Source organism: Bacillus taeanensis, from assembly GCF_003318295.1.
Classification (GTDB): Bacteria; Bacillota; Bacilli; order Bacillales; family UBA6769; genus Maribacillus; species Maribacillus taeanensis.
In genome coordinates this window covers 46,120-63,755 of the sequence record NZ_QOCW01000021.1, presented here as the reverse complement: position 1 = coordinate 63,755, position 17,636 = coordinate 46,120, and the positions used below count along the sequence as shown (strand labels likewise).

16 protein-coding genes and 1 pseudogene are annotated in these 17,636 nt (G+C 37.9%); 3 read left to right on the top strand and 14 right to left on the bottom strand.

Annotated features, from left to right (window positions below; translation table 11 throughout):
• Positions 1 to 34: 34 nt before the first annotated feature.
• The 3 genes from DS031_RS17150 to DS031_RS17140 form a co-directional block, all read right to left on the bottom strand.
• Positions 35 to 892 carry a M56 family metallopeptidase gene (locus tag DS031_RS17150; RefSeq protein ID WP_113807286.1) on the bottom strand — a complete coding sequence of 286 codons (858 nt, stop codon included), beginning with the start codon at positions 890 to 892 and terminating at the stop codon, positions 35 to 37.
• Positions 889 to 1,305, bottom strand: a complete 417-nt coding sequence (locus DS031_RS17145; protein WP_113807285.1) for a BlaI/MecI/CopY family transcriptional regulator — start codon at positions 1,303 to 1,305, stop codon at positions 889 to 891. The genes DS031_RS17150 and DS031_RS17145 overlap by 4 nt, the downstream gene beginning before the upstream one ends.
• A 119-nt stretch (positions 1,306 to 1,424) precedes the next feature.
• On the bottom strand, positions 1,425 to 2,426 hold the full coding sequence (locus tag DS031_RS17140) for an LLM class flavin-dependent oxidoreductase (RefSeq protein ID WP_113807284.1): 1,002 nt from the start codon (positions 2,424 to 2,426) through the stop codon (positions 1,425 to 1,427).
• A 264-nt stretch (positions 2,427 to 2,690) separates the two neighbouring features.
• Here DS031_RS17140 and DS031_RS17135 point away from each other — a divergent pair, with 264 nt between their 5' ends.
• Positions 2,691 to 3,542, top strand: coding sequence for an alpha/beta fold hydrolase (locus DS031_RS17135; RefSeq protein ID WP_113807283.1), 852 nt, complete (start codon positions 2,691 to 2,693; stop codon positions 3,540 to 3,542).
• Positions 3,535 to 4,738: pseudogene (locus tag DS031_RS17130) on the top strand (SpoIIE family protein phosphatase). Before DS031_RS17135 ends, DS031_RS17130 begins: the two are co-directional and overlap by 8 nt.
• A gap of 315 nt (positions 4,739 to 5,053) precedes the next feature.
• Here DS031_RS17130 and tkt read toward each other — a convergent pair.
• The 11 genes from tkt to DS031_RS17075 form a co-directional block, all read right to left on the bottom strand.
• Positions 5,054 to 7,057 (bottom strand): transketolase, encoded by a 2,004-nt coding sequence (gene tkt / locus DS031_RS17125; RefSeq protein ID WP_113807282.1) that lies wholly within the window; start codon positions 7,055 to 7,057, stop codon positions 5,054 to 5,056.
• Positions 7,058 to 7,118: 61 nt separating this feature from the next.
• Complete coding sequence (gene glpX / locus DS031_RS17120) at positions 7,119 to 8,093, bottom strand: class II fructose-bisphosphatase (RefSeq protein WP_245947503.1); 975 nt, start codon at positions 8,091 to 8,093, stop codon at positions 7,119 to 7,121.
• 104 nt (positions 8,094 to 8,197) lie between these two features.
• On the bottom strand, positions 8,198 to 9,478 hold the full coding sequence (locus DS031_RS17115) for a TRAP transporter large permease (protein WP_113807280.1): 1,281 nt from the start codon (positions 9,476 to 9,478) through the stop codon (positions 8,198 to 8,200).
• 15 nt (positions 9,479 to 9,493) lie between these two features.
• The gene (locus DS031_RS17110) at positions 9,494 to 9,964 is read right to left on the bottom strand and encodes a TRAP transporter small permease (RefSeq protein ID WP_113807279.1); all 471 of its coding nucleotides are present in this window, start codon (positions 9,962 to 9,964) and stop codon (positions 9,494 to 9,496) included.
• Between the two features lie 61 nt (positions 9,965 to 10,025).
• Positions 10,026 to 11,048 carry a TRAP transporter substrate-binding protein gene (locus DS031_RS17105; protein WP_245947500.1) on the bottom strand — a complete coding sequence of 341 codons (1,023 nt, stop codon included), beginning with the start codon at positions 11,046 to 11,048 and terminating at the stop codon, positions 10,026 to 10,028.
• 256 nt (positions 11,049 to 11,304) lie between these two features.
• Positions 11,305 to 12,090, bottom strand: a complete 786-nt coding sequence (locus tag DS031_RS17100) for a triose-phosphate isomerase (protein WP_220182096.1) — start codon at positions 12,088 to 12,090, stop codon at positions 11,305 to 11,307.
• 1 nt (position 12,091) lies between these two features.
• Complete coding sequence (gene dhaL, locus DS031_RS17095; protein WP_113807278.1) at positions 12,092 to 12,748, bottom strand: dihydroxyacetone kinase subunit DhaL; 657 nt, start codon at positions 12,746 to 12,748, stop codon at positions 12,092 to 12,094.
• Positions 12,749 to 12,801: 53 nt separating this feature from the next.
• Positions 12,802 to 13,797 (bottom strand): dihydroxyacetone kinase subunit DhaK, encoded by a 996-nt coding sequence (locus tag DS031_RS17090; protein WP_113807277.1) that lies wholly within the window; start codon positions 13,795 to 13,797, stop codon positions 12,802 to 12,804.
• 104 nt (positions 13,798 to 13,901) lie between these two features.
• Positions 13,902 to 14,729 carry a sugar phosphate isomerase/epimerase family protein gene (locus tag DS031_RS17085; RefSeq protein ID WP_113807276.1) on the bottom strand — a complete coding sequence of 276 codons (828 nt, stop codon included), beginning with the start codon at positions 14,727 to 14,729 and terminating at the stop codon, positions 13,902 to 13,904.
• Between the two features lie 55 nt (positions 14,730 to 14,784).
• On the bottom strand, positions 14,785 to 15,249 hold the full coding sequence (gene rpiB / locus DS031_RS17080) for a ribose 5-phosphate isomerase B (RefSeq protein WP_113807275.1): 465 nt from the start codon (positions 15,247 to 15,249) through the stop codon (positions 14,785 to 14,787).
• Between the two features lie 100 nt (positions 15,250 to 15,349).
• Positions 15,350 to 16,108, bottom strand: coding sequence for an SDR family NAD(P)-dependent oxidoreductase (locus tag DS031_RS17075; RefSeq protein WP_425451986.1), 759 nt, complete (start codon positions 16,106 to 16,108; stop codon positions 15,350 to 15,352).
• Between the two features lie 443 nt (positions 16,109 to 16,551).
• Between DS031_RS17075 and DS031_RS17070 the strand changes: the two genes are divergently transcribed.
• Positions 16,552 to 17,550, top strand: a complete 999-nt coding sequence (locus DS031_RS17070) for a LacI family DNA-binding transcriptional regulator (protein WP_113807274.1) — start codon at positions 16,552 to 16,554, stop codon at positions 17,548 to 17,550.
• Positions 17,551 to 17,636 lie beyond the last annotated feature (86 nt).

Genomic DNA, 17,636 nt, shown 5'->3' with positions numbered 1-17,636 from the left:
CACTACAATATGTAGTGTGTAAAGATAAAAGTTTTTAGGCAAGGGTCATTACCACCATGCCCAAAAATAAAATCATAACATAAATAGAAATCAATACCGTCCTCGGTTTCATTTTTACCGGAATGCTTCGTTTCGGTTCTACCAACTGCTGCAGTCTGTAGTTTACAGATTCACCTGAAAACTGAACAACGATTGGCGCCACTTTAGCACTCAAACGGTGTTTGATAAGCTTTAATAAAGCACTGCTCAACCCTATTTCTGAACCCATTTTTTGAATCGCATATTCATCAGCCAGAATTTCACGAATAATTTTATAATTTATATAGCACCACTTTGTGAGCGGAATAAACCACAACGATTGGGCGATCACTTGGAGAATAAAGATCATAAAAGGATCATGGTTATGTTGATGAAATGTTTCATGTTCGATCACCGCCGTTAATTCTTCTTCTTCAAGCAAATCAATTAACGCAGTCGATAGAACAATAGACGGGCTTCTAATTCCCATCGTGAAAGCAAGGTATTGATTACTTCTTACTACATAGATTTCTTTATTAACTTGAAACTTTTCACTGTAAAACGTTGATAACTCTCGATCCTTTAAAAACGAGATCCGCTTTTTAAATTGATAGAGAAGAATAAATTGCATGCTTATTTTTACAACCGTTATAAGCAGTGTGAAGATAATAATGATATTCATTACTAAGCTTGCCAAGTTATAATAAATGGAATACTCCTTAAAAAAGCTAAGGCAGAAATTAAAAAGATTAAGTTTAATTGTTACTCCAAAAATCGTATGAGCAAGGAACATTGCCATCTGAAACCATACAAATGCCGCTAACAAGGTGCTTAAAGCCAAAAGATAGACGGATTTCTTTTTCCACCACATCATGACTTGTCCTTTTTTAGCTGCTTAATTTTTTGTTCAAGTTGGTCCATCAGCGTTTCATCCACTTCTGTTAAAGAATCGAGCATATGAGTGATGACAACACCGCCAAATTCATCAAGTAAATTTTCGGTCAGCTTTTTGGATTGTGCTTCAAAAAATTCTTCCTTTGACTGAATCGGTTTAAATAAAGATGTTCGTCCGCACGTTCGCTTTTCAAGCACTCCTTTATCAACTAATCGTTTCATCACCGTCATGACAGTATTAAAATTTACTGGTTTTTCAGCTTCAAGGCGGTTTTGAACTTCTTTAATACTGAGCTCTTCCCCTTCCCAAAGCAGTTCTAATATTTTCGCTTCCAAAGGACCGAAAAATCTTGAAAGACCTTCTCCGGAATAATTAAACTTCTTAATATCCAATCCGCTCACCTCACACTACGTATTGTAGTGTATAATCTTTTACAGTTCAAGTCCAAAACATTCGCTTCTATCAAAAAAGCAAACCCCCCACATCTAGGGTTTGCTTTTAGATTACTTCTTTATTTTCCATCAACGACTTCTTTTAATATTTTATAAGAACGTTTCTGTTTGTCAGGATCAAAAATATAAGATACAGCCATAATTTCATCTACATGATACTTTTCTTGAAAACTTGTCAGCTGTGTTCGTATTGAACCTTTATCTCCTAGAAGCGTTACACTCGTCATCGATTTCGCGATTTCTTTCTCAGCATCGCTCCAAATGTCATCCATGTTTTCAACCGGCGGACTTAGCGGCGTTCGAGAGCCGCGGACAACATTTAAGAAAAACTGCTTCATCGTTGTAGATTCAAATTCGGCCTCTTCATCACTTTCAGCTGCAATTACATTCAGGCAGACAATCATATATGGAGAGTCCAAATACTCAGAAGGCTGGAACTGATTGCGATAAATCGAAATCGCTTCCTCCATATATCGCGGTGCAAAGTGTGAAGCAAATACATAAGGCAACCCTAATTTAGCTGCTAAAACCGCTGAATCGGTCGATGAACCGAGAATGTAAATCGGAATGTTTGTGTTCACACCCGGATAAGCTTTTACCTGACCTTGCAGCTCTTCAGGACCGAAATACGTAAGCAAATCTTGAACATCACCTGGAAACGTATAAACAGCATCATGCTGCGAGCGTCTTAGCGCACTTGCGGTTCTCATATCTGTACCAGGTGCCCGGCCAAGACCTAGATCCAAACGGTCCGGATAAATGGCTGCCATCGTTCCAAATTGCTCCGCTACTACTAAAGGGGAATGGTTCGGCAACATAATCCCGCCAGAGCCGACACGGATACGATTTGTATGTTCTAATGTATGCTTAATTAAAATGGAAGTAGCTGAACTAACGAGTGTTGACGTATTATGATGCTCCGCAATCCAATAGCGCGTATAGCCCATTTCCTCAACCGCCTGCGCTAAATCAACCATTGCATCAATCGCTTCTTTCGCTCCCTGTCCTTGACGAATTGGCGCTAAATTTAGAACCAATACGGGTATTTGTATAGTTGACATATAAATGATCCTTTCTTAATAAAGTTTCAATCCTATCGTATCAATTAGCATGGTAAAAACAAACTTAAATGCTTGAACTGAAAACTTACTTGACTATCATAAACAGTACAAACGACAAAATCCAGTAAAGTGATTTGAAAACATTTCGATTTCATAATCTGCATTTAAATAGGATGAATTCATTCCATTATGAACCAGTTAAATGCTATGATATGTATAACGAGTGTATTACGATTAAAAAATCCTTAAAGAAAGGAGTGTACGATGAACCAGGATATCTTATTTCGCAACAATGTAACCGTTAAAGGCAGTGGTGCACAATCACTATTATTTGCACCCGGTTTCGGCTGTGATCAAAGTGTTTGGAAGACAGTTTCCAAATCCTTTGAAGATGACTATCAAGTTATTTTACTTGACTATGTGGGGACAGGAAATTCAGATTTACGAGCTTATGACGCGAAAAAATACAGCAGTCTTGACGGATATGCACAAGATGTACTTGATGTTTGTTCAGCATTAAACCTAAAAGATACTATTTTTGTAGGTCATTCCGTCGGCAGTATGATCGGTATGTTGGCATCACTCAGACATCCTGATTATTTCTCTAAACTAATTATGCTGGGTCCTTCTCCCTGCTATTTAAATATGCCGCCCGATTATTACGGCGGCTTTGAGAAGCAAGATCTTCTCGGATTAATTGACATGATGGAGAAAAATTATATCGGCTGGGCAACCGTTTTTGCGGCGACCGTGCTGAATAATCCGGATCGCCCCGAGCTTAAAGATGAACTAGAAGAACGCTTTTGCTCCACTGACCCTATAATTGCCCGGCAGTTTGCAGAAGCTACTTTTTTCGCGGACAATCGTAAGGATTTATCAAAAGTAACAGCCCCATCACTGATTTTACAATGTAGTGAAGATATTATTGCACCCGATGCTGTTGGTCAGTATCTTCATCAACATCTTCCTTATAGTACGCTAACAAAAATGAAAGCAACAGGACACTGTCCGCATATGAGCCACCCTACTGAAACTATAGATTGTATTCGCCACTATTTACAGGAAAATACTTTAGGAGGGATTCAAAGAGACAAAGGGACTATGTTAAATGGATGAACAATTAAATTATGCCCCCTGCGGCTTTCTAACTTTATCAGAAGATGGAATAATTTTATCAATAAACCAAACCTTACTTAAGCTGCTTGAATATCATATTAACCAACTGCATGGAAATCATATCAATTCCATTCTTACAGTGCCATCACGGCTCTTTTATCAGTTCTACTTTGTTCCGCTTATAAAACTAGAGAATCTGATTGAGGAAATGCATATCTCCTTACAAACTAGTAATGGAAAAGAAATACCTGTCATTATGAACGCTCTTCCAAGAAAAGAAAATGGAAAAAGCGTAATCGATTGTGTTCTTATGCCAATGCGCAACAGAAGCAAGTATGAAAATGAACTGCTTACTGCAAAGAAAGAAGCAGAATCTGCTTTAATTGCCAAGCACAAAGCGAATGCAGATTTAGAGAATGCCCTGAACAGCCTGAAGCAGAAACAAGAAGAACTTCTTGAACTAAACAAACAAAACCAGGTATACAAAATCAATACAACAAAAGAACTAGAACTTGCTAGAAAAATTCAAGTTACATCATTAACTGATTCTATCATTAACGAAAATATTCATATTGAAGCTTTCTATGAAGCTTCCAATGAATTATCGGGTGATATTTATGGTTTTTATCAACTAGATCAACATCGTTATGGAGTGATCCTGCTTGATGTAATGGGGCATGGCATTTCTTCCGCATTAATCACCATGTCTCTCCACTCCTTGTTTCAAAGACTCATCTCAACCGGAAGTAATATTGAGGATGTGATGAAAGAATTGGATAATCACCTTCATAGGTTGTTCCAATATAACGATGAAGCATGGCATTATTGTACAGCGATCAATCTATTAATTGATACAAATAAACAAGAAATTAATTATATAAATGCAGGCTATCCGCCGGCATTTTGGCAGCATCCTAATGGAAATCTGCATGAGCTGAATTCCACCACCCTTCCCTTAGGAACATTTAAAGATACTGTATTTAAAACAAACACCTTTAGTTACAGTAAGGGGGGAAGGCTGCTTCTTTATACAGACAGATCCTCTTGGTGAAGAACAGTTATGTACATTATTAATGGAGAATCTACCTCACTCTATCTATACACTTAAGGAGAAAATTATCCACTCACTTAATGATCAAAAACTTTCCTATCTTAAAAGTGATGATCAATGCTTTATTATAATTGATTTGAAATAAAAGGTTTTTCTTAAAATACACAGCAGAAAAACACAACAAGAAAAATAAATTCCTTGTTGTGTTTTTTTAATAGATTCACTGTACCGTTCCCAATCATTTAAATTCCCGCTGAAAAATAATATGTATTAATTAACCTCGTATATGTTAAAATCGATTAAATCATTTTCAAAATCAAAGCCACCTGCTGAAGTGAACATCATATCAATGTGATTTTTTCTAATACACTCATATTTAACATTGTACCTTATCATTACACACTTTTTTATTAGCTTATAAAAAGGGGCAGATTCGTTTATGAATCTGCCCTTTGTTTCACTAAATAGTTTCCTTAAATTTAGCAACTACATTTTCAACTGTAAATCCATACTCTTCAATGATTTTTTCTTCTGGTGCAGAGGCTCCAAATTGATCAATTGACAATACTTGACCACGATCTCCAACATACTTATGCCATCCTAGTGAAGTTCCCATTTCAATGCCTAAACGAGCTTTAATGTTTGTCGGAAGCACTTCTTCTTGATACTGCTCCGATTGTTTTTCAAAGCGATCCCAGCTTGGCATGCTGACAACTGAAACGTGGATTCCTTCTTTTTCAAGCTCTTTTTGGGCCTCAACAGCAAGCGCAACTTCTGAACCTGATGCTAATAAAAGACCGTCGACATCGCCTTCTGCAGGAGAAATAACGTAAGCTCCTTTTTTCACACCTTCATATGCTTTGTCAGCATCAATCAGTGTCGGTAAATTTTGACGCGTTAAAATTAACGCTGTTGGCTCGTCTTTACTTTCAACAGCTAACTTCCACGCTGCCGCCGTTTCATTTCCATCGGCCGGACGAATTGTTGAAAGGTCAGGCATCGCCCGTAAAGAAGCAAGCTGTTCAACCGGTTCATGTGTCGGTCCATCTTCACCAACAGCAATGCTGTCATGTGTAAACACATACGTGACAGGCAGTTTCATTAATGCAGAAAGACGAATTGCCGGGCGGAGATAATCAGAGAAAACAAAGAATGTTGCTCCGTATGGCTTCACTCCTCCGTGTAAGGCCATTCCGTTTAATGCTGCTCCCATCGCAAACTCCCGGACACCAAACCAAATGTTACGACCACTGTAATCAGCTGGATTATAGTTTCCTTCTCCTTTAAGAAGCGTCTTATTTGAGGAAGCTAAATCAGCAGATCCCCCAAAGATTTGTGGAACATTTTTGGCAAGTCCATTTAATGCTTCCCCGCTTGATGCACGGCTGGCAAGCTTATCTTCGCCAACGCGATACACAGGAAGATCTTGATCCCAACCTTCCTCAAGCTCGCCGGAAATCGCTGTTTTTAACTGCTGGCCAAGTTCTGGATAAGCTTCTTCATAACGGGCAAATAATTCATTCCAATCCTTTTCTTTTTGTTCACTGCTTTGTTTTAATTCATCAAAATGACTTTTTACTTCTTCAGGAACATAAAAATCTTCTTGATACTCCCAGCGATAATGATCTTTTACAAGCTTAATTTCATCTTTTCCAAGCGGTGCCCCGTGTGAAGCTGATTTGCCGCCTTTATTCGGGGAACCGTACCCAATTACTGTTTTCACTTCAATTAATGTCGGCTGATCTGTATTTTCTTTCGCATCGCGTAATGCTTGCGCGATTGCTTTTGTATCATTGCCATCTTCTACGCGAATCACCTGCCAGTTATACGCTTTAAAGCGCTCTGCTGCACTTTCACTAAAAGAAAGGTTTAGGTCGCCGTCAAGGGAAATATCGTTCGAATCGTACATGACGATTAATCGTCCAAGTTTTAAGTGACCTGCAAGTGATGCCGCTTCTGCAGAAACGCCTTCCATTAAATCACCGTCCCCACAAATACTGTACGTATAGTGGTCAACAATTGGAAATGATTCACGGTTATACGTTTCTGCTAAATGGCGTTCTGCCATTGCCATTCCAACTGCCATCGCAATGCCTTGTCCGAGCGGTCCTGTTGTCGCGTCAACGCCTGGTGTATGGCCATATTCAGGATGTCCTGGTGTTTTACTACGCCACTGGCGGAAGTTTTTTAAGTCTTCAATTGAAACATCATATCCAGTTAAATGCAGTAAGCTGTATAAAAGCATCGAGCCGTGACCTGCTGATAATACGAAGCGGTCGCGGTTAAACCAGTTCGGATTGCTTGGATTAACGTTCATAAATTGTGACCATAATGTATAAGCCATCGGTGCTGCTCCCATCGGCATCCCGGGATGACCTGAACCAACATTTTCAATCGCGTCAATTGCAAGTGTACGAATCGTATTAATGGAAAGATCGTCTACCATTACTTTATTTTCTATCATTTTTTGTTCCTCCCCTATATTTTACCTTTATATTAGTTTCTCGTTACGAACACATTTGTCTTTATAAATGAAATGATTCAATAAATTGATAACTATTAATCTCGCCGCCAAAGCAGACGAACGAATGCGAGAGAATCCCACCCTTTTCTTTTTTTCTAACTCCTTTTAACAAAAGGCCGTCGGTAATTCCTGTTGCCACGAAAAAGCATTGATCAGTTTTCACAATATCATCAAGTGTTAATGTTTTGAGCGGATCTGTCATCCCCATCTCACGGCAGCGCTCAAATTCTTCTTGATCCTGCGGTACGAGCTGTGCTTGAAAATCACCGCCTAAGCATTTTAAAGCTGTCGCCGTAATCACACCCTCTGGAGCACCGCCTGTACCGACTAATAAATCGACCCCAATTTCATCAATGGCTGTCGCAATCCCGCCTGGAATATCTACATCAGGAAAAAGTTTGATCCGTGCCCCTAACGACAGCACTTCTTCAATTAAATCTTTATGTCGATCGCGATCTTGAATCATCACCGTTAATTCAGATACGTCTTTGCCAACTGCCTTTGCAACAGCCTTCATATTGTCGGTTAATGAAGCATTTAGATCGATACATCCTTTTGCCCTCGGTCCAACGGCAATTTTTTTCATATACATATCAGGCGCGTGAAGGAGGCTTCCTCTTTCCGCTCCAGCAATAACAGTTAAAGCATTATCCTGTCCTTTCGCCATCAGTGTTGTTCCTTCTACAGGATCAACAGCGATATCAAGGTGCGGACCTTGCTTTGTTCCGAGCTCTTCCCCGATATACAGCATCGGCGCTTCATCCATTTCTCCCTCACCGATAACAATTACACCGTGCATATCAATGTCATTCATTTGATTGCGCATTGCTTCTGTACCGGCACCGTCCGCTTCATTTTTATTTCCTTTCCCAATCCAAGGATAAGAAGCAATGGCTGCTTTTTGAGCAACCGGCAAAAAGTTCATTGCTAACGCTTTAACATCAAACTTTGTACTCGGAAATGTTTTATGATTCATTTTTACGTCTTCTCCTTTCGTAAAATAAAGTAAAAACATCTCTTTCATTTCATTTCATATTTTTCTAAAAAAAGAATAAAGGAGCTTTTTAACGTAAATTTTCTTTATCCTAGTAACTTGATTAAAAATAACGTAAGCTGCGGGATAAAGGTAATGAGCAATAAACTAAACAGCATCGAAAAGAAGAAAGGGACGACCGCTTTTGACAGCACTTGAATACTTAACCCTGAAATACCTGAACCAACAAAGAGATTGACGCCTAATGGCGGCGTAATAAAACCAATCGCCAGGTTTACGATCATAATAATTCCAAAATGAACGGGATCAAGCCCAATCTGCATAGCTACTGGCAGTAAAATTGGTGTTAAAATAATAATGGCTGCGACCGTATCCATAAAGCATCCAACAACTAAGAACAGCGCAATTAAAAGCAAAAGAATAATCGTTGGATTTGAGGAAATACCAAGAACAAAGTTTGTAACCATCGTAGGAATTTGTTCTAATGTTAAAATTCGCCCAAACGCATTTGCCGTTCCAATAATAATTAAGATCGTTGCTGACGTTAACGCAGCATCTGAGATAACCTTTGGAAAGTCCTTAAAAGAAATTTCACGGTGTAAAAAGATACTAACAAAGGCAGCATAAACAACAGCGACAACAGCAGCTTCTGTTGGAGTAAAAATTCCTCCGTATATACCGCCTAATACAATGACTGGAACTAACAGCGCCCATTTTGAAACATTAAATGCCTGAACCATTCGCTTAAAGGTAAATTTCTCGCTTGCAAATTTATAATTTTTCTTTTTCGAATAAATATAACTCCAAACGATCATGCCGATTGCAACGATAATACCTGGAATAATTCCACCAATAAACATATCGCCAATGGAAACGCCTCCTGATACTCCGTAAATGACCATTGGAATACTTGGCGGAATAATAATTCCTAACGAACCAGCTGACACAACAACAGCTGTCGCAAACTTTTTATCATAACCTTGACTAACCATTGCCGGAATCATTATTCCTCCAACGGCGGCAACAGTAGCCGGACCTGAGCCAGAGATTGCCGCAAAGAACATACACGTTAAAACCGCCGCAATCGCAAATCCTCCTGTAAAGTTTCCGACAAACACATTTGCTAGACTGAATAAGCGTGAAGAAATCCCGCCTTTACCCATAATTTCACCAGCTAAAATGAAAAACGGGACCGCCATTAATGGAAACGAATCGGTTGACGTTACAAGACTTTGTGCTAAAAAATCAATCGATACACTTCCCGAGTAGACGATTGTAATGAGTGATGCTAATCCTAATGAAATTCCTATTGGAACCATAAAAATCATAAAAAATAAAAAGCTTCCAAATAGTACAACTGCTGTCAATGTGATCACCCCTGACTATAACGTTTTAAGTTCCTTTACCTGCTTGTACAATATTTGAATAAGTCTTATAGCGGATAAGATTAAGCCGACAACTGGGGCTGCATATATCCAGCCTAACGGAATTTCTAGAGCTGGCGACAATCGTGAAACCTTTAAGATTACTCCATAGCCGAAATAAGCTAAAATAAGACAAAATGAAAAGAAAAACACATTTCCAATCATCGCTAAAACAATTTTTCCTTTGTCATTAAAAAGCAGTGCGAATGCATCAACCGTAATATGTCTTTGTTTTTTTACCGCATAACTCACCCCGATAAAAACCATCCAAATAAATGCATATCTCGCAAGTTCTTCTGACCATACGAGTGAACTGTCTAATAAATACCTCATCACTACTTGTATAAAAATAACAACAACTGTTAGGAGGCTTAAAATCACAAGGATATATTCTTCGAAGTGTTTGTCCAGCCAATTTATTACCTTCATTTTTATCCCCCGTTCTTTTAAAAAGCAGAATCTACTATGAGATTCTGCTTTACTTGTCAGTTTATTTCCCAGCTTCTACAAGCTTTTCAATAAGCTCTTTTCCATAGATATCCTCATACTCTTTATATACTTCTAGTGCAAGCTCTTTAAATGGTGCTTTTTCTGGCGTGTTTACTTCCATGCCGCCTGCTTTCAGTTCCTCTACAAGCTTTTCATCATTCGCTTTTACAAGCTCACGGTGATATTCGGCAGCTTCTTGTGCACTTTGTTGAACAGCTTCCTGAAGTTCTGGAGAAAGCGTTTGCCAAAATTCTTCACTAATCGCTACAGGAAGTGGACTATATTGGTGACCTGTTAAGCTTAAATACTTTTGTACTTCTTGGAATTTACTAGCTGCAATATTTGTTAACGGATTTTCCTGCCCATCAACTGTTCCTTGCTGTAATGCCATATATAATTCACCAAAAGCCATCGGTGTTGGGTTCGCACCAAACGTTTTAAATGTGCTGATTGAAACAGGTACTTCAGGTGTTCTTAATTTAATACCAGATAAATCTTCAGGTGATTCAATCGGTTTTACATTGTTTGTAATATTACGGAAACCATTTTCGAAATAAGCTAGAATACGTAAGTTGTGATCAATAAGGGGCTCAGCAACTTCTTGTCCAATTGGTCCATCAAGTACTTCATATGCTTTCTCAGGTGTTTCAAATAAGTAAGGTAATTCAAAAACGCCCATTTTATCATGATATTGTGCGTATGTTCCTGCTGCTACCATTTGAAGATCGTTAAATGCAACGCTTTCTACCATTTGCGGCTCACTGCCTAACGTTTCATTCGGGAATACATCAACTTTAATTTGATTATTTGATTTTTCTTCTACTAACTCTTTAAACTTTAATACAGCTTCATGTCTTGCATTCGTTTCTGCAGCGCCATGACCAAATTTAATGACGATTTGTTCACCGCTTGCGGCCTCTCCATCTGTATTTCCACCTTCAGAGCTGGCACCAGATGAACATGCGGATATAAGACCAAGTACTAAGCACCAAATCATTACTTTTAGAAATTTACCTAATTTCATTGTTACTTCCCCCTCATTTAATAAGTTTGTCATTTCTCTAGAAAGTGCTCTATCTTTAGTAAACGCTTTCTTTTATCATTTAACGATCTCTTAGAGAATCTTAAGAGATCATTTTAAACAGTTTTACAGCTTCTTTTCAAGTTAAACGTTTTACCGTTTACATAAAATTTTAAAAATAAACAAACAATTTGTCAATAATAAATAATTTAGTAACAACTTCTCATCAACTTAAACGTCAAAGTTTAATGAAAGCTTTTCAGGAGTTAACTTCTTCAGTTAGAAGATTATCAATAGACGATAGAATCTCTTTAAATGAAGTCATATCCCATGCAGAACGGCCTATAAAGAGACCATCTACATTGTCTAACTGTAAATACTCTAAGAAGTTTTCCAGATTTACACTTCCCCCATATAAAAGAGGGATGTTCTTTCCTTTGCTGCCATAAAGAGTCGTTAATATACTGCGAATTTCATTGTGAATCTCGTTCACATAGTCAGCAGAAGCCGGGATACCGTTTTCGCCAATGGCCCAAACAGGTTCATAAGCAATGCGAATATTCGCTAAATCCTCTTCACTGACATTTTTTAAACATACTTTTAACTGTGCAGCTAACGTTTCAACAGAAATGTTGTTTTCTTTTTGATTCATATTTTCACCGATACAAATTAACGGATTCATTTCATAGTTCAAGGCAGCTAATACTTTTTTATTAATATCTTCATCGTTTTCATTATAATATTGTCTTCGTTCAGAGTGACCTAGTTCAACAAGATCAATTCCGATTTCAGACAGCATTGTTGGTGAGATTTCGCCTGTATAAGCACCCTTCTCTTCCCAATGCATGTTTTGGGCGCCTAATTGAATGGTAGATTCTTTTAAGATTTCTTTAATTGATGAAAGCATTGTATAGGAAGGAATCACAAACAACTGGATGTCACTGCTTAACCTTTGACTAATTTTCAGGAGCTCGTTACAGTATACCGCACCCTCCTGATACGTTTTCGTCATTTTCCAATTTGTCCCGATATAAACCTTCTTCATCTTATATATTCCTTTCAATCCACTGACGCATTGATTGAATAATAATAGAAACAGAAGTCGCCCCTGCATCTTGATAACCTACAGCGCGCTCACCTAAAGATTTAGCTCGTCCAAATTTCGCTGTGTAGTTTTTCGTATTTTCTACGCCTTCTGCAGCTTTCTTTTCAGCTTCCTTTAAGCCTTCTAATAATGTCTTATTATTCGAAACACTTTGCTGGAGCGAAACAACCGCTGGCTCAAAAGCATCGATCATCGTTTTATCGCCTAATTCTGCTTTGCCGCGCTTTTTAATGGCTGCTAAGGCATCTGTAAAAATAGTGCTTAGGAATGGAAGGCTTAAATTTGTCTCTTGCGGGAGCTTAGCTACTTTTCCGATAAACATCGTTCCAAAAATAACCCCTGACGCTCCTCCCATTGAACTAATCATCGCCATACCTATTTCACTAAATACAGCGTTTACTGTTTTGAATGAGCCGCTGTTTAATTTATTGACTGCTGCCTCAAAGCCGATTGCCATCCCGATACCATGGTCCCCATCACCAATTGCACTGTCGATTTCCGTTAAATATGGTTTGCTGTTAATCACCTGTTCTGCTACATATTTAAACATTTCAACAGTTTGTTCAATGCTTAACTGCGTTTCTGTTTGATTTACCATTATTTCTTTCTCCCTTCATCCTATCCTTTAATAGCATTTCTAAATGGAAGCATTTATTTTTTTGTATAATAAGGAGAATGTGCTGGATGGTTGTAAAACGTTTTCAATTCATCGTCTAAGCGCATTAATGAGATTGATACACCCGCCATTTCCTGAGACGTACAGTAGCTGTTCACATCAGTATGATAAATGGAAATGCCTTTTTCCTTTAACACTTGAGAAGCGCGGCGATTGACAATCATAAGCTCTAACAATGATGTGGACCCAAGACCGTTCACCAGCATACACACTTCATCACCTTCATTAAGATTGAAGTCAGCTAATAATGTTTCAAGCATTTTATCTGTTAATTCATCAGCTGTCATCATGTTCGTTCGCTGAATCCCTGGTTCTCCATGAATACCCATGCCAAACTCAATTTCATCTTCAGGTAATGAAAATGTCGGTTTTTCTAAACCTGGAATGGTCCCGGAAGATAAAGCTACACCGATTGAACGCGTTTGATCGCTTGCTTTTTGAGCAGCTTTCGTTACTTCCTCTAGTGAAAGCCCTAAATCAGCAGCCGCTCCTGCCACTTTAATCACAAACACATCCCCAGAAATGCCGCGGCGATCTTCAATTCTTTCAATTGGAGCAGAGGCAACATCATCGCGAACGAGGACGGTTTCCGTATTTAAGTCTTCCATCTCCGCTAACTCTGCCGCCATATCAAAATTTAAAATGTCGCCTGAATAGTTTCCATATATATAGAGAACGCCTTTACCTGAATCGACCGCTCTTGTCACATTTAGAACAGTGCCTGGCGTTGGGGCTGCAAATACATTTCCAATTGCCGCGCCATCTGCTAATCCTTCACCTACAAATCCGATAAATAACGGTTCATGACCTGTTCCGCCTCCAACGACAACAGCCACCTTATCTTTTTTCTCTTTTAAAACAACACCTTTAAAATCTTCGTCTAATTTTTTATAATGATCACCATATGCTTCAATAAATCCGTCAACCATTTCTTCAATAATATTTTCGTTTTTATTAATTAATTTCTTCACACAATCCCACCTTACCTTATAAACTTGTAACAGTTTGCGGGAACAGCCGGAACACTTTTTATTAAATGTTCCGACATTTACCGCTAAAAGAATATTGCTAGCGCTTACTTTTCAACTGCAGAAAAACTTGATAGTTTCTTTTTCATATTCGCAATGCTTTTTTGAATCCACTCTGTTTGAAGCTGCGCTGTTTTTTCAGCAGATTCTGTAAAAGGAAGCCACAGTTCAATTATTCCGTTTACTGTTTTTCCCTCTTTTTTAAGCGTTTCAAGGAGAAAATCAAGATTTAACTGCCCATCTCCTACAGGTGCTCCTAAGAGGTTAAACCCTATTGACCCTTCACGTCTTTTGAAAACAAAATCTTTTAAATGACAGTTCGTTACATAGGGGGCAGTGTTTTCGATTACCGCATCTGGAAACTCTAATTCAGAAATTGAATTACCTGGGTCTAAACAAATTCCAATGTACGAGCTATTAATTGACTTTACAATTGAAACTAGATCTGATGTTTTCACAGGTTCATAGGTTTCTAGTGCAATCTTTACCCCTGATAATTCAAAAGAAGGAAGGATTTTCTTCAGCCATTCCTCTGCTTGTGCAATCGACGGCTGATGGACTTTGTCATGCACCATCGTTCGAAGTACCTTCACTTCTAGGGCATTGGCAATTTTTAAATATTTTAATAAATGATCAGGATAAACTCCCTGTGTGCCGAGCTCCAGTTCAATGCCAAGTTCTTTTGCTTTTTCTTTAAATGCCTGCAGTTCTCCCGTTGACATTTCTTCAATCGGAGGATAGTCACAAATTTGGAAAGCTTCTGCACCAAGCTCTTTTACTCTATAAAGTAAACCGTATATATCAAGAGGGTTTTCAATTTTGTCAACAAATTCCCATTCCCAGCGAAGTGCATACGTACTAATTCCAATCTTCATTATTATTAACTCCTTTAATCAAGTGCGAAGTTTTGCCTTTGCTTACTCTTTCACGTTAGCTTAGTTGATTTGACAATTCGCTCTCTTTATCAATAATTTTTTGAACTTTATGACTTGATCTTCCTTCTGTAAAGTGAGCGTTTACATAGGCTTCAACAATTTTCTTACCGAGCTCAATACCAATAACTTGAGCGCCCATCGTAATAATTTGCGCATTGTTGCTTAACTGAGCCCGCTCTGCTGAAAATACGTCGTGAGCCGTTGCCGCACGCACGCCTGGAATTTTATTTGCTGCAATCGCTACGCCTAAGCCTGTGCCGCAAATTAAAATACCGCGATCAAGCTTTCCGTTCCTTACATCTTGCGCTACTTCAAATGAAACATCTGGGTAATCAACTGCTACCGAGCAGTTATGGCATCCATAATCAACGACTTCAAAACCTTCTTTTTCTTCTAAGTATTTTTTAATTTCTTCTTTAAACTCATAAGCATTATGATCACAACCAAGTCCGATCTTCATGCAACATGCTCCTTTCAAATGAAAAATTCATCTTTTTTTATGAAACTCTAGTAAACAGTTTCTGTTAATCTAGTAAAACGTTTAATTAATGATTTGTAAATTAGTCGATGTGAGAACCACCATTAATGTCGATTTCTTCTCCAGTAATATAGCTTGCATTTTCTGATGCTAAGAAAGCAATTGTGTACGCAACATCTGCTACTGTTCCAATTCGGCCAACTGGAATATCATTTTTAAGCACTTCTTTTTTCTCTTCAGTTAGAAGACCGCCTGTAATTTCAGTACCGATTAAGCCCGGCTCTACTGTATTACATGTAATTCCAAATGGCGCCATCTCTCTTGCCACAGCTTTTGAAAAGCCTGTTACTGCCGCTTTAGCTGCTGAATAATGAGAACCGCCGAAGATACCACCGCCGCGTTTACCAGAAACTGAACCTAAGTTAACAATTCTTCCGTAATTTTTTTCCTTCATATAACGAAGCACTTCTTGTGTTAGAAAGAATGTCCCTTTCATGTTGATATCAAAAATGAAATCCCATTCTTTTTCTTCAATATCTAGTACTCTTGTTGGACGAGTAACCCCAGCATTGTTAATGAGAATATCGATTTTACCGTACTCTTTCACAATTTCAGCTACTTGTTGGTTTACCTGATTTCGATCTGTCACATTTAAAATGACAGAAGCTGCTTTGCCACCTAAGTCTTGAATCTCTTGAACTGCAACTGCTAATCCTTCTTCATTAATGTCCGATAAAACAACTAATGCTCCACGTTTAGCTAATTGACGTGCAATTTCACGGCCAATTCCTTTTTCAGATGCTGCTCCAGTAATTAATGCTACGCGATTGTCAAAATTCACTTTAAACACTCCATTCAACTTTTTCTTTTATTAAATTGTTATTTTTTACAAATAAACCGCTATCAGAACACGCTTTCAAAACCTGTAAGATTAAATAGCTGAAATCGTTATGTATTTAATCCCGGTTAATCAAGGTTTTTTTAACCTTATTTAGTAAAACGTTTAACTGATTAACTTAACTATAATTGCTGTATTATCTTTTGTCAATAATATTTTGAATTTTTTCACCTAAAGATTATGATGAAAGCTATTGACATGCTCTCATTAGTGATAAAATGAGAGTTAATATACAAAAAATATCTTTATTACAAGCTTTTGAAATGATTAAAACCCTTACATTTTTTATGTAAAAGCACTTCGGAAAGTTGCCATTTTACTAATTTGGCAGTAAAATATATTAATTGAAAGCGATGGGTTAATCGATTTTCTAAAGGAGAGATATTATGAAGGTTACTATGAAGCAAATTGCAAAGGAATCCGGTGTTTCCATCGCAACTGTTTCTCATGTTATTAATGGGACGAAGCGCATTTCAGAGGAAAAGCACCAAAAAATTATGGAGATTATTAAAAAATACAATTATGTTCCTAATTTTTCAGCTAAAAACTTGCGCCAACAAAGTACTAAAACAGCGGGATTAATCGTTCCAAGTTTTCCCGACTCTTATGTTACTGGCTATATTAACGGCATCCAAGACCGCGCGCGTGAATTAGATTATAACTTATTGTTTGTTAATACAAATGAAGATACAGAATACGAGAAAAAAACCGTTAACCTTCTTCACTCCAAAATGGTCGACGGTATTATCTTATCTCCGACTTCAATGGATGCAAGATATTTAGACAGGCTGATTGAAGAAGATTTCCCAGTTGTTCTAATTAGTCGATATGATCCAAGACTTAAAAATACGCCTTGGGTAACACCTGAAGATTTTCAAGCCGGATATGATGCCACAACCCACCTTATCCAACATGGACATGAAAAAATTGGACTTATTTATGCTGTTCCAAATGTAACCCCAACCATTCACCGAATTGATGGTTATAAAAGAGCATTAGAACAGCACAATATTCCATTTAATGAAAATTATTTAGAATTAGGTTACGCAACAGTAGACGGCGGCGCTAGTGCTGCAAGAGCATTGTTAAATAGACAACCAGACATTACGGCATTATTTATTTTAAGCGATTTAATGACGATAGGCGTTATTTCGGCCTGTAAAGAATTAACGTTAAGAATCCCTGAAGATATTGCATTAATTGGATTTGGTGATTTTGCTTCTGCAAAAATTATTGATCCTCCTGTAACGAACATTAATTTACCGCCTGATACAATTGGAAAAACAGCGTTTGATGTGTTAATTAATAAAATCAATAACCCATCTTATAACAAGCATATCCAGCTGCCAACCTCATTAATTATTCGAAAATCTTGCGGCTGTTAATTCTTTTGATCTATCTTACGGTTTAAGGTAGATCTATTTTTTTGTAAAAAAAGCTTAACGAAATGAACAAGCGTGACTCATTCCTT

Excerpts from the sequence above, each read along its gene's own strand:
- dhaL (WP_113807278.1), bottom strand. The coding sequence starts at position 12,748 with ATGGTAAATCAAACAGAAACGCAGTTAAGCATTGAACAAACTGTTGAA.
- DS031_RS17105 (WP_245947500.1), bottom strand. The coding sequence starts at position 11,048 with ATGAAATTAGGTAAATTTCTAAAAGTAATGATTTGGTGCTTAGTACTT.
- DS031_RS17150 (WP_113807286.1), bottom strand. The coding sequence starts at position 892 with ATGATGTGGTGGAAAAAGAAATCCGTCTATCTTTTGGCTTTAAGCACC.
- tkt (WP_113807282.1), bottom strand. The coding sequence starts at position 7,057 with ATGATAGAAAATAAAGTAATGGTAGACGATCTTTCCATTAATACGATT.
- glpX (WP_245947503.1), bottom strand. The coding sequence starts at position 8,093 with ATGAATCATAAAACATTTCCGAGTACAAAGTTTGATGTTAAAGCGTTA.
- DS031_RS17110 (WP_113807279.1), bottom strand. The coding sequence starts at position 9,964 with ATGAAGGTAATAAATTGGCTGGACAAACACTTCGAAGAATATATCCTT.
- rpiB (WP_113807275.1), bottom strand. The coding sequence starts at position 15,249 with ATGAAGATCGGACTTGGTTGTGATCATAATGCTTATGAGTTTAAAGAA.
- DS031_RS17085 (WP_113807276.1), bottom strand. The coding sequence starts at position 14,729 with ATGAAGATTGGAATTAGTACGTATGCACTTCGCTGGGAATGGGAATTT.
- DS031_RS17100 (WP_220182096.1), bottom strand. The coding sequence starts at position 12,090 with ATGAAGAAGGTTTATATCGGGACAAATTGGAAAATGACGAAAACGTAT.
- DS031_RS17140 (WP_113807284.1), bottom strand. The coding sequence starts at position 2,426 with ATGTCAACTATACAAATACCCGTATTGGTTCTAAATTTAGCGCCAATT.
- DS031_RS17135 (WP_113807283.1), top strand. The coding sequence starts at position 2,691 with ATGAACCAGGATATCTTATTTCGCAACAATGTAACCGTTAAAGGCAGT.
- DS031_RS17070 (WP_113807274.1), top strand. The coding sequence starts at position 16,552 with ATGAAGGTTACTATGAAGCAAATTGCAAAGGAATCCGGTGTTTCCATC.